Genomic DNA, 12,415 nt, shown 5'->3' with positions numbered 1-12,415 from the left:
CCGTCCCCACGCCGCTCGACAACGCGTGCACGCTCAGCTCCGGCCGGTGTCCCCGGCGGTCGGCGCGGCCGCTCGGCCCGGTTCGTGGAGGCCGCCGGGCCTGGTGGAAGCACGGGCGCCGTGGGTGTGGTCGATGCCCTCCTCGCCGAGGACGCTCCCCACCAGCCGGCGGCACTGCGGCTGAACGCCACTGATGACGACGTGGACGCCGGCGTCGGCGAGGTCGCGGCAGATGTCGCGCAGCACGAGGGCACCGGTGAGGTCGATGCGCCCGAGCCGCTGCAGGTGGAGCTCGACGCGCATGAGCTGAGGGTGGTCGGCCAGCTGCTCGAGCACGCGCGTCTCGAGCGCCGGCGCGGAACCGAAGTAGAGCACCCCCTGCGGGCGGACGTGCAGCAGGTCGCCCTCGACCCACTGGTCGAGGTCCAGCCGCAGCTCACGCCACAGGTGGACCGCGAGTGCGAAGCCCACCCCTGCGACCACACCCCACTGGACGCTGGGGGAGAAGGCCAGCGTCAGGGCCAGCGTCGCCAGCGCGACGAGCCCCTGCGGGCGGGAGTAGCGCCAGGTGCGTGCCAGCGGACGCGGGTCGAGCAGCTGGAGGACCGAGGCGATGACCAGCGCCGCCAGCACCGCTGTCGGGAGCTGCGACAAGACGGAGGCGAAGGGCAGGACAGCCATGACGACCAACCCGGTGAAGAGGCTGCTCCACCGGGTGCGCGCGCCGGACAGCCGGTTCAGTGCCGATCGGGAGAAGGACCCGCCGACCGCGAACCCTCCGAAGATGCCTGCGCCGAGGTTGGCCAGCCCCTGTCCGACCAGCTCCCGGTCGGGGTCCCACCGGGTGCGGTCGGCGCTGGCGTAGTGACGCGAGATGCTCACCGCCTCCGCGAAGCCGATGAGCGCGATCACGACGCCCGGGACCAAGAGGTGGGGTACGGCGCTGAAGGGCAGGTCGAGGGTCAGGGGTGGCAGTCCCGAGGGCAGCTGCCCGACGACGTCGACGTCCACCTCGGTGAGGTGCACCATCGCGAGCACCGCCACGGAGGCCAGCAGGGCCCCGGGCAGAAGGGGCGAGACCCGTCTCGACAGCAACGTGCAGGCGATCACGGCGACGCCTACGCAGATCGCGACGACCGACCACGACCCCGGCGCCGCGACGGCCCGCACGGCTGCCTCGAGCGGGTTCGGGGCGGCCGCGTCGGCGCCGAGCAGGGCGGGCAGCTGGGACGCCGCGATCAGGAACGACGCGCCGAGCGTGAAGCCGGTGAGGATCGGCTGGCTCAGCAGGTAGGCGACGATCCCGCCCCGCAGCAGCCCCAACGCAAGCCGGGCGGTTCCCACCACCAGGGCGAGCAGCGCGGCGTGCTCGACGTACTCGATCGCCGTGAGGTCGGGCAGGGACGCCAGCGAGCCGGCCACCAGGAGGCTGGTGAGCGCGGTGGGCCCGGTCTGGAGGTAGGGCGAGGAGCCCACGAGAGCCGCCAGCACCGGCGCCACGGCGGCGGCGTAGAGCCCGTGGACGGGGGGCATGCCGGCCAGCGCGGCGTACGCGAGGGACTGCGGGACGAGCACCATCGCGACGGTGACCGCCGCGACGAGGTCGCCGCGAGAGGGTGCCGAGCGTCCCGCGCTGGACACGGTCAGCCCTCGTTGTCGATCCGAGCGCTTGCCTCCGCGATGCGGCGGTTGGCCGCCCGCCGGACGTTGCGGACGTGAGCCTGGGCAGCGCGCCCCGCGGCAGCAGCGTCACCCTCGAGCAGTGCGGTCAGGATCCGGAGGTGCTCCTCGCGGGACCTCTCCGCGCGGCCTTCGATGGCTAGCGTGGTCTGGAGACCGGTCTGCAGCAGGTCGTTGAGCACGCCCTGGCTCTGCTCCAGGAGGCGGTTGCCCGCCGCCTGGACGATCCGCAGGTGGAAGGCCGCGTCGAGGTCCTGGAGCCGTTGGTAGTCACGCGGCTCCTGCTGCAAGGCCTCCTCCAGGTCGGAGAACGCCCGCTGCACCGCCTCGAGCTTGGGCAGGTCCTGCCGCTGGGCCGCCCACCGGGCTGCCGGCACCTCCAGCACCTCGCGCATCGCGAACAGCTCCGAGAGGCTGTGGTCGAGCCTGGTCATCGACTCGCGGAGGGCCCGCTGCGCCGTCGGCTCCGCCACGAAGACCCCCTGCCCGTGCCTGACGACCAGCCGCCCCTCCGCTTGCAGCGACCGAACCGCCTCCCGCACCGAGGGACGGCTAACGCGCAGGGACGCTGCCAGCTCCCGTTCGGAGGGCAGGCGGTCGCCGGGGGAGAGGCCGCGCGTGGTCAGCACCCGCAGGATCTCGGACCGGATCCGGTCGGTGAGGGTCCCCTGGCCCAGTGGTTGCCAGGTCGTGACCGTGTCGTCGACCGCCATGGGCACCTCCGTTCCGCCTGGATCAGGCGCGTTCCGGCGACGTTCGATCGGTTGCGCCGCCGCCTCCGAGCACTATAGTGGCCAGACCTCTATCCAGAACACACAGAGCACAGCCACAGACACATTGCGACGCAGGGGCTGCGGATGCGGAGTCAAGCGTGAGGTACGGGTTCGCCATCGACCAGCGGACGTGCATCGGCTGCCATGCCTGCACCGTCGCGTGCAAGACCGAGCACCAGGTGCCGGTCGGTCAGTTCCGGACATGGGTGAAGTACGTCGACTCCGGCACGTTCCCGGACTCCAAGCGCGACTTCGGGGTGATGAGGTGCAACCACTGCACCGATGCGCCCTGCGGGAAGATCTGCCCGACGAACGCCCTGTTCACGAGGGACGACGGGATCGTCGACTTCGACAGCGGTGCCTGCATCGGGTGCAAGTCGTGCATGCAGGCCTGCCCGTACGACGCGATCTACATCGACGACGACACCAAGACGGCCGCCAAGTGCAACTTCTGCGCCCACCGGATCGACGACGGCCTGGAGCCCGCCTGCGTGGTGGTCTGCCCGACACACTCGATCTGGGTCGGGGACCTCGAGGACGAGAGCTCGGGCATCGCGCAGCTGGTCGCGTCCGCCGGGGACGTCGCGGTGCGCGCGCCCGACCAGGGCACCGGGCCGAACGTCTTCTACCTCGGCGCCGCCCACGCAGTGCTCGAGCCGCTCGAGGCGCCGGTGAGGGACACCTACCTGTGGGCCAGGCCCGACGCGCTCCGGCTGACGACCGCCGGCGACTTCGAGGGCAGCGACCCCACGGCCGCCACGACGCTCAACACCAGCCACCCGCGGCCCTGGGGCTGGCGGGTGGCGACGTACCTCTGGGCCAAGGGCGTCGGTGCGGGCGCCCTCTTCGTGGCCGCCCTCGCCGCGGTGCTCGGGATCGACCTCGGCTGGGCGGGCGACCTCGGCGCGCCGGTCGTCGGGGCGGTCGCAGCGGCCGCGACGGGGATCCTCCTGGTGTGGGACCTGAAGAGGCCGGACCGGTTCTACTTCCTTTTCACCCGCGGCAACCAGGGATCGTGGCTGGTGCTCGGCGGCTACTGCCTGCTGGCGTTCGGTGCCGCCTGCGTCGCGTGGTTCGTCGCCGGGTTGGCCGACGCCGGAGGGGTGCACCAGGTGCTCGGCTGGCCCGCGTTCCTCGCAGCGGTGATGGCCGCCGGCTACACAGCGATGCTCTTCGCGCAGGCGGAGGGCAGGGACCTGTGGCAGTCCAGGTGGCTGTTCCCGCACCTCCTCGCGCAGGCCGCGATGACCGGAGCGGGCGCGATGGCGGTCCTGCTCGCTGCCGGAGGAGCGGACGGCGCCGGCACCGCTCTGGCGTCCCGCGTGCTGGTCGTCGGGGCAGCCCTCCACGTGGTCCTGACCCTGCTCGACCTGGGCGGTCGCCACCACAGTCGTAGGGCGGAGGTCGCGGCGAGGACGATGCTCGCCGGTCGCTACCGGACGCTGCTGTGGGGCGGCGCGATCGCACCCACGGTGGTGGCACTGGCGGTCGCCGCCCTCTCGTGGAACGGCGACCTCGCCTGGACCGCTGCCCTGGGCGGTGTCCTCGTGCAGCCCGCGCTGCTCGTCTACGAGTCCGTCTACCTGAAGGCGGGGCAGGACGTGCCCCTGTCATGAGAGGGAAGAGATGACCACCACGGACGACCGGTCCGGCTCGACGGACGCCCCGGCGCGCCTGCCGGGTGACCGGAGCCACGAGCACCTCCGCAACTTCCCGCCTCCGGAGACGTGGGACCACCACGTCGCGCACGACCCGAAAGCGCACCCGCGCAAGGTCCCGCGGGAGTTCATGCTGATCCCGACGACGTGCTTCAACTGCGAGTCCGCCTGCGGACTCCTCGCCTATGTCGCCAAGGACGACCTCACGATCGCGAAGGTCGAGGGCAACCCCGCCCACCCGGGGTCCCGGGGCCGCAACTGCGCCAAAGGGCCGGCGACGATCAACCAGGTCAACGACCCCGAGCGCATCCTGCACCCGTTGCGACGCGTCGGTGACCGTGGCGCCGGCGGCTGGGAGCGGTGCACCTGGGACGAGGCGCTCGACGACATCGCCGGCCGGATCCGCCGGGCCATCGAGCAGGATCGCCGGGACCGGGTCGTCTACCACGTGGGCAGGCCCGGTGAGGACGGCTTCGCGGAGCGGTTCCTCCTGGCCTGGGGCGTCGACGGCCACAACAGCCACACGAACCTGTGCTCGGCAGGGGCGCGCCTCGGCTACAGCACCTGGGGTGGCTACGACCGACCGTCACCGGACTACGCGCAGGCCAAGGTCATCCTGCTGCTCTCCTCCCACCTGGAGACCGGTCACTACTTCAACCCCCATGCGCAACGGATCATGGAGGCGAAGACCCAGGGCGGCGCCAAGCTGGCGGTCCTCGACGTGCGCATGTCGAACACCGCGAGCCACGCGGACCTGTGGCTCGCCCCCTGGCCCGGCAGCGAGGCGGCGATCCTGCTCGCGATCGCGTCGTACCTCCTGCGCACCGGGCAGGTGGACAGGGACTACCTCCGCCGCTGGGTGAACTGGGACACCTACCTCGAGCGGCTCCACCCGGACGAGCCACGGGACTTCGACACGTTCCTGCGCGTCCTCGACGCCGACTACGCGCGGTACACCTTCGAGTTCGCCGCAGAGGAGAGCCAGGTGCCGGTCGAGCGCATCGAGGCGCTCGCCGAGATGGTCGCCGAGGCCGGGTCCGCCCTGTCGGCCCACATCTGGCGCTCGGCGGCGGCGGGGAACTACGGAGGGTGGCAGGTCGCGCGCTCCTTGTTCTTCCTCAACGTGCTCACCGGCAGCGTGGGCACGCCTGGCGGCACCAGCCCCAACGGCTGGGACAAGTTCATCGCGCACGGGTTCGACGTGCCGGAGGGGCACGAGCTGTGGAACGAGCTCCTCTGGCCGCCGGAGTTCCCGTTGTCGACGAACGAGATGTCCTTCCTCCTGCCGCACCTCCTGCAGGACGGGCGCGGTGACATCGACGTCTACTTCACCCGTGTCTACAATCCCGTGTGGACCAACCCGGACGGCTTCTCCTGGATCGAGACGCTGACCCGGACCGACACCATCGGGCTGCACGTGGCGCTGACACCGACGTGGTCGGAGACGGCGATCTTCGCGGACTACGTGCTGCCGATGGGTCACTCCACCGAGCGGCACGACACGCACTCCTACGAGACCCACGCCGCGAAGTGGCTGGGGTTCCGCCAGCCGGTCACCCGCGTCGCCATGGACAAGCTCGGCATGGTCTACGAGGACACGCGTGACACGAACCCCGGGGAGGTGTGGGAGGAGAACGAGTTCTGGTTCGAGCTCTCCTGGCGCATCGACCCCGACGGGAGCCTGGGCATCCGTCGCTACTTCGAGTCGCCGTACCGCCCGGGCGAGAAGGTGACCGTCGACGAGTACTACCGCTGGGTCTTCGAGAACCGCGTGCCGGGGCTCCCCGAGAAGGCCGAGGCCGAAGGGCTCTCACCGCTGGCCTACATGCGCAAGTACGGCGTGGTCGAGGTGGCACGGGACGTCTACCGGCAGGACGAGCGGCCGCTGACGGAGGCGGAGCTGGACGGAGCGCGGGCCGACGAGCACGGGGTGCTGCGCAAGCCGACGACGGACGAGTCCACCCCGCCCCTGATCGGTGAGGCCGGAGCCGTCGGCATCCGGCTCGAGGACGGGTCGGAGGTGGCCGGGTGGCTCACGCCCAGCCGGAAGCTCGAGCTGTACTCCGACGCCGTTGCCTCCTTCGGGTGGCCCGAGCTCGCGACCCCGACGTACATCGAGTCGCACGTCTCGCGACGCAAGATCGATACGGCAGCGGGCGAGATGGTGCTGGTCCCGACGTTCCGGCTGCCCACCCTGATCCACACGCGCTCCGCCAACGCGAAGTACCTCAACGAGCTCAGCAACACCCACCCGGTGTGGATTCACACCGACGACGCCGCACGCCTGGGCATCGCGACCGGCGACCTCGTGCGGGTGACCACGCGCATCGGCTACTTCGTCGCGAGGGCGTGGGCGCACCAGGGCATCCGACCCGGCGTCATCGCGCTGAGCCACCACATGGGCCGCTGGCGCCTCGACGACATCCACGCCAGCAGGTGGGCGAGTGGCAAGGTCGACGTCGAGCGCACGGACACGGGCGTGTGGAGGATGCGGTACGTCGAGCTCCCAGGACCTTTCGCGAGCGACGATCCCGACAGCTCGCGCATCAACTGGGACGATCCCGGCGTTCACCAGAACCTCACCTTCCCGGTCCAGCCGGACCCGTGGTCGGGCGCCCACTGCTGGCACCAGCACGTCACCCTCTCGCCCGCCGAGCCCGGCGACCGGTACGGCGACATCGAGGTGGACGTCGCCAAGGCGCGCGAGGTCTACCGCGAGTGGCTGCGGGAGACCCGGCCCGGGCCCAACGCCGAGGGGCTGCGCCGGCCGGAGTTCATGATGCGTCCGGTCAAGCCGAAGCGGAAGGCGTTCAGGGTGCGCGGCGGGGAAGCGGTCACGTGAGCCCACCGGAGCTGGTCCCGGAGCCGCTGACGGGGCGGCCCCTCGCCGAGCTGGGGCTGGTGGAGGTGTCCGGACGGCGGCGCGGCGCCCCGCTGGTGCGCGTCCACGGGCTCAGCGAGGACCCCGCCTACCTGCGTGCGCTGCAGGAGGGCGTCAGCGCCGCCGCGCCCGCCGGCTCGGCGATCGAGGTGCGGGCTGCGGACGCCGAGCGCCGGCAGGCCGCCGCTCGCGCCCTCAAGGCCCACCACCGCAGCCCCGGCGCCCTGGGCAGCACCACGCGGGTGTACCTCGTCGGTTCGGGGAAGGGCGGCGTCGGCAAGTCGACGGTGACCGCGAACGTCGCGGCCGCGCTGGCCGCCGACGGTCAGCGCGTGGCGGTGCTGGACGCCGATGTCTGGGGCTACTCCCAGCCCGCCCTCTTCGGGGTGCGGCAGCCTCCAGTGGCTGTCCCGGGGCTGATGCTGCCGGTCCGCTCCCAGGGTGTCCGGCTGATGTCCATCGGCTTCTTCGTGGACGACTCGGAACCGGTCCTCTGGCGGGGGCCGATGCTGCACAAGGCCCTCGAGCAGTTCCTCGCCGACGTGTACTGGGGGGCGGACCTCGACGTGCTGCTGGTCGACCTGCCGCCCGGCACCGGCGACGTGCTCCTCACGCTCGCCGGGCTCCTCCCCGACGCGGGCATGGTGGTGGTCACCACGCCCCAGACGGCGGCGAGGTCCGTGGCGGCCCGAGTGGGCCGGATGGCGGCTCGCGGTTCGCTGACGGTCACCGGCGTGGTGGAGAACATGAGCGGCAGCGTGTTCGGCAGTGGCGGAGGTGCGGCGTTGGCCGAGGAGCTCGGGGTCCCGCTCCTGGCGAAGATCCCTCTGGACGAGGGGGTGTGCCGCGCAGGGGACCGCGGGACCCCCGCCGTGCTCGGGCCGGCCTCCGCGGCGGTGGAGGCGCTCAAGGCGCTCGCAGTCTCGCTCCCCGCACCGCGGCGCTCGCTCGTCGGGCGGTCGCTGCCGCTCTTCACGTGAGCCGAGGTCGCGGGCCCGCCACGAGCCGTCATGCTCCGGCGGTGTGGCGTTGACAACACTTCGAGGACGCCCCTAGGGTTCCAGCAGCGAGGTCAGACCACTGACCAGAAAGGAGGGCGGCATGACGGACGTGCCGAGCTTCCTGACCCACAAGGCCGGCGACTACGTCGCGGTCGCGGTCAGGGACGTCAGCCGGGGGCCTGCGGAAGTGGGTTACCTGGACGGCGCCGACTCCGTGACGGTCGACGTCAACGCGGAGATCCCCCTGGGCCACAAGGTCGCGCTGCGGGACATCACCGCAGGGGAGGACGTCATCGAGTACGGCGTCCGCACGGCCATCGCGAGCGCCGACATCAAGAAGGGCGACTACGTCCATGTCCACAACGTGAGGAGTGCCCGGTGGCAGAACAGCGTCGCCTGACCGGCTACCGGAGGTCCAACGGGGCCGTCGGGACCCGCAACCACGTCGCGATCCTCCCGGTCGACGACCTCTCGAACGCCGCTGCCGAAGGGGTCGCCTCGCTGATCCCGGGGACGCTCGCCCTCCCGCACGCGTTCGGCCGGCTCCAGTTCGGCGACGACCTGGAGCTGACCTTCCGGACGCTCATCGGCATCGGATCGAACCCGAACATCGCGGCGGTGGTCGTGATCGGCGTGGAGCCGAACTGGACCGCCCGCGTGGTGGAGGGGATCGCCAAGACGGGCAAGCCGGTCGAGGGCATGTGGCTGGAGGGGTTCGGTGACCTGTCCATCGTGGAGCGCGCCTCCCGGGTGGCCAAGCAGTTCCTCCAGGACGCGAGCGAGCTGACCCGCGAGCCCGTCGAGCGCTCCGAGATCATCCTCACCACCAAGGACGGTGAGTCCGACACCACCACGGGGCTGGGGTCCTGTCGCATCACCGCCTACCTCAGCGACCGCTGGGTGGACGCCGGCGGCACGATGATCTTCGGCGAGACCAGCGAGCTCACCGGCGGTGAGCACCTCATCGCCGAGCGGTGCGTCAGCGATGAGGTCCGGGCGCGGTTCCAGGGCTTCTACGACGACTACATCGACATGATCGAGAGCAGCGGCGCCAACCTCCTCGGCTCCCAGCCGACCCAGGGGAACATCGCCGGCGGCCTGTCGACGATCGAGGAGAAGGCGCTGGGCAACATCGTCAAGACCGGCACCAAGCCGATCGTGGGAGCGCTCGCCCCGGCGGAGGCCCCGACGGTCCCCGGGCTCCACTTCATGGACACCTCGTCGGCTGCGGCCGAGTGCGTGACGCTGATGGCCGCCGGAGGAGGGGTGGTGAACCTCTTCCCGACCGGCCAGGGCAACCCCATCGGGAACCCCGTGCAACCGGTCGTGAAGATCTCCGCGAACCCGAAGACCGTGGCGTCGATGCGCGACCACATCGACGTCGACTGCTCCGGGCTGTTGACGGAGGGTCGCTCGGTCGAGGAGCAGGGCGAGATCCTCATCGACATCGTCGAGCGCACGATCAACGGCCGACTGACCGCGGCCGAGCTGCTGGGACACCGGGAGTTCACGCTCACGAAGCTCTACCGCAGCGCCTGATCACGCCGGACAGGTGCGCTCCGACATGAACCGGCTCGACGACGGCGGCTGGGACCCCGGGCGGGTCCCGCCGCCGGCGCGGCCGCGTTCCACGCCTCGGCTGGGCGCCACGTCCGCGTCGTGATCCCCCCAGGGCACTGGCGCGCAGGGATAACAAGGCGGCGACAGGCCGAACGGACCCTTGACATTGCCCCGTCGAGGCACTGGTATAAGCAAACGTTTGTAGTGAGTTGGCTCACACGACCGAAGGACAGACCCATGGTGAAGGTCCGTGAAAGCGCAGAGCCGGGGGGTCGCGTGCTGGCCGTCGAGGCTCACGACGTCTCGGTGACCTATGACCGGCTGCGCGAGAAGGACACGCTCATCGCGCTCAGCGGCTTCACGATCGACCTGCAGCAGGGCGAGTTCCTCGCGGTCGTCGGCCCCAGCGGGTGCGGCAAGAGCACCTTCCTCAACGTGGTGGCCGGCCTGACCTTCCCCTCAGCCGGCACGGTGAAGGTGATGGGCAAAGAGGTCACGGGCCCCGAGACCGATCGGGCCGTGGTCTTCCAGGACTACGCCCTGATGCCGTGGCGGACGACCGAGCAGAACGTCAGGTTCGGGCTGGAGCTGCAAGGGCGGGTCGACGCCTCGACCAAGGAGCGCGTCGGCCACTACATCAAGCTCGTGGGGCTCGAGGGTTTCGAGAAGGCCTACCCCCGTGAGCTCTCCGGAGGCATGCGCCAGCGCGTCGGCCTGGCCCGCGCGCTCGTGACGGAGCCGCGGCTGCTGCTCATGGACGAGCCGTTCGCGGCCATCGACGCCATGACGCGTGAGGTCATGCAGGACGAGCTGGCCCGCATCGTGGCCGAGACCGGTCAGGCCATCATCTTCATCACCCACAGCGTCGACGAGGCGATCACGCTGGCGGACAAGATCGCCGTGGTGACCAACCGCCCCGGACGCATCCGGGAGCTGCTGACGGTGGACATCCCCCGGCCGAGGGGCAGGGAGAGCCGCAAGCTTCCCGAGTTCCAGGCGCTGCGGGACCACATCTGGGACCTGCTGGCCGACGACCCTGCCCGCGGCGTGGCCAGAGCCGCCGGTGCGACCGTCGAGCCGGCCCTGCAGGAGGGTTGAGGTGGCCATGCCGATCAGTGCCGGTCTCGCCTCCGCCCCCGGCTCCCCGGACGCGCCCTCGAGCGGGGCTCCCGCGCACCTCGGCCCCGCGCGCCAGGTGGACCACCCCTGGCGCAAGCGGCTGCTCTCGCACCTGCCCGGGTTCGTCAGCCTGCTGGTCTTCGTCGGCGTGTGGCAGGCGGCGGTGCTGATCACCGACCCCAACCCGATCGTGCTGCCGAGCCCGGCCCAGGTCGTCCAGGCGTTCTGGGACGCCGTGCTCGACGGCCAGGCCTGGGAGGCGATGAAGGCGAGCGCGTTCCCGTTGGCCGTGGGCATGGCCATCTCGATGATCGCCATCCCGATCGGCCTGGCGATCGGTTTGTCGCCGATCGCGGACCTGGTCACCTCGCCGTACCTGTGGGGGTTCTTCGCACTGCCGAACATCGCGTTCGCGCCGCTGCTCATCCTCTTCTCGGGCTTCGGCACGGCGACGAGCATCTGGATGGTCTTCCTCTCGGCATCGGTGCCGCTGTGCCTGAGCTGCAAGGACGGGGTGCAGACCGTCGACCAGTCCTTGGTCCGGGCCGCCCGGGCGTTCGGTGCCCGTCGGCTGGCGCTGTTCTACAAGGTGATCGTCCCGTGCGCGATGCCCTTCATCGCCAGCGGTGTCCGCAACGCGATCTCCCGAGGGTTCGTCGGTCTGCTGTCGGTCGAGCTGCTCGTGGGCGCTGCGGGCATCGGTGGTGAAGTGATGCAGTCCTCGCGGGTGTACGACACCGCGAGGATGTTCGCCTTCGTCTTCCTGCTGATCGCCATCGCACTGCTCCTCGTCTCGGGCTCGCGTCGCCTCGAGGTGTGGGCGAGCCGGTGGCGCGAGGAGGTGGTGCTCTGATGACCACGACCCTCAGGCCCGCTTCCCCGTCGCCGCGCACCCTGGTCCCCGGTGTGTTCCGGCGGCAGAAGATGCCGCGACGCCGGGGGCGCCGGGTCTTCAGCCGACGCCAGCGGATCCTGTTCTCGGTCGTCAACCTCGCCTGCTTCTTCCTCGCCTGGGAGCTCATCGCGAGGTACGGCGACGTCCCCACGCTCTTCATGCCGTCGGTGACCGACGTCTTCGCCGAGCTCGTCGAGATGAGCGAGGAGGGGATCCTCTGGAGCAACCTCGGGATCAGCCTGCTCATCTACATCGTCGGCATGGCCCTCTCGCTGGCCGTCGCCATCCCGGCAGGGTTGGCGATCGGAGGCATCAAGGTGCTCGACAAGGCGCTGAGCACCTACGTCTGGGCGCTCTACACGATGCCGCGCATCGTCCTGATGCCGATCATCATCCTGTGGGTCGGCATCAACGACTCCGCCCGGATCTGGATCATCGTCCTCTCGGCCGTGCCGGCGACGCTGGTCGTCATCATGGAGGGCGTCAAGACCGTCGACAACAGCCTCCTCGTGGCGGCCCGGTCGTTCGGCGCCAGTCGGGGCCAGTGCTTCGCCAAGGTGGTCATGCCGTCCACCGTCCCGTTCATCGCCACCGGCGTCCGGATGGGTGTGTCGCGCGGGTTGCTCGGGCTGTTCATCGGTGAGCTGTTCACCGCCGACAACGGCATCGGCTTCATCATCACGCAGGCCGCGAAGACGTTCAACAGCGCCCAGACCTACGCGATGTTGCTCGTCTTCGTGCTCTTCTGCGTGGCGATGGTGAGTGCCACGCAGCTGCTCGAGAGGAAGGTGATGGAGGGGCGTCGGTCGAGCGACTGACGGCGCGCGCTGCTCGGGATGGTGCGGGCG

General features: G+C 70.8%; 10 protein-coding genes. 8 read left to right on the top strand and 2 right to left on the bottom strand.

What is annotated here, in order from left to right:
- Positions 1 to 33: 33 nt before the first annotated feature.
- Together FIP57_RS01915 and FIP57_RS01910 are read right to left on the bottom strand one after the other, a co-directional pair.
- Positions 34 to 1,641 (bottom strand): SulP family inorganic anion transporter, encoded by a 1,608-nt coding sequence (locus FIP57_RS01915; RefSeq protein WP_148571376.1) that lies wholly within the window; start codon positions 1,639 to 1,641, stop codon positions 34 to 36.
- Positions 1,642 to 1,643: 2 nt separating this feature from the next.
- Entirely contained in the window at positions 1,644 to 2,393 is a 750-nt protein-coding gene (locus FIP57_RS01910) for a FadR/GntR family transcriptional regulator (protein WP_148571374.1), read from the bottom strand.
- A gap of 158 nt (positions 2,394 to 2,551) precedes the next feature.
- Here FIP57_RS01910 and FIP57_RS01905 point away from each other — a divergent pair, with 158 nt between their 5' ends.
- The 8 genes from FIP57_RS01905 (at position 2,552) to FIP57_RS01875 (ending at position 12,385) form a co-directional block, all read left to right on the top strand.
- On the top strand, positions 2,552 to 4,069 hold the full coding sequence (locus tag FIP57_RS01905; RefSeq protein WP_148571372.1) for a 4Fe-4S dicluster domain-containing protein: 1,518 nt from the start codon (positions 2,552 to 2,554) through the stop codon (positions 4,067 to 4,069).
- Positions 4,070 to 4,079: 10 nt separating this feature from the next.
- Positions 4,080 to 6,953: a molybdopterin-dependent oxidoreductase gene (locus FIP57_RS01900; RefSeq protein WP_148571370.1), complete on the top strand. Its 2,874-nt coding sequence runs from the start codon at positions 4,080 to 4,082 to the stop codon at positions 6,951 to 6,953.
- The gene (locus FIP57_RS01895) at positions 6,950 to 7,972 is read left to right on the top strand and encodes a P-loop NTPase (protein WP_148571368.1); all 1,023 of its coding nucleotides are present in this window, start codon (positions 6,950 to 6,952) and stop codon (positions 7,970 to 7,972) included. The genes FIP57_RS01900 and FIP57_RS01895 overlap by 4 nt, the downstream gene beginning before the upstream one ends.
- 121 nt (positions 7,973 to 8,093) lie before the next feature.
- Positions 8,094 to 8,393, top strand: coding sequence for a UxaA family hydrolase (locus FIP57_RS23905; RefSeq protein ID WP_238993210.1), 300 nt, complete (start codon positions 8,094 to 8,096; stop codon positions 8,391 to 8,393).
- On the top strand, positions 8,372 to 9,532 hold the full coding sequence (locus tag FIP57_RS01890) for a UxaA family hydrolase (RefSeq protein WP_238993209.1): 1,161 nt from the start codon (positions 8,372 to 8,374) through the stop codon (positions 9,530 to 9,532). The genes FIP57_RS23905 and FIP57_RS01890 overlap by 22 nt, the downstream gene beginning before the upstream one ends.
- Positions 9,533 to 9,790: 258 nt before the next feature.
- Positions 9,791 to 10,651, top strand: coding sequence for an ABC transporter ATP-binding protein (locus tag FIP57_RS01885; RefSeq protein WP_148571364.1), 861 nt, complete (start codon positions 9,791 to 9,793; stop codon positions 10,649 to 10,651).
- A gap of 7 nt (positions 10,652 to 10,658) precedes the next feature.
- Entirely contained in the window at positions 10,659 to 11,525 is an 867-nt protein-coding gene (locus FIP57_RS01880; protein WP_238993242.1) for an ABC transporter permease, read from the top strand.
- Positions 11,525 to 12,385 (top strand): ABC transporter permease, encoded by an 861-nt coding sequence (locus tag FIP57_RS01875; protein ID WP_148571360.1) that lies wholly within the window; start codon positions 11,525 to 11,527, stop codon positions 12,383 to 12,385. Before FIP57_RS01880 ends, FIP57_RS01875 begins: the two co-directional genes overlap by 1 nt.
- The last annotated feature ends 30 nt before the right edge of the window (positions 12,386 to 12,415 follow it).

Origin of the sequence: Nocardioides caldifontis, assembly GCF_008087345.1 — a bacterium.
Lineage (GTDB): Bacteria > Actinomycetota > Actinomycetes > Propionibacteriales > Nocardioidaceae > Marmoricola_A > Marmoricola_A caldifontis.
The sequence above is the reverse complement of the archived record's forward strand: the minus strand, read 5'-3'. Positions and strand labels throughout refer to the sequence as shown.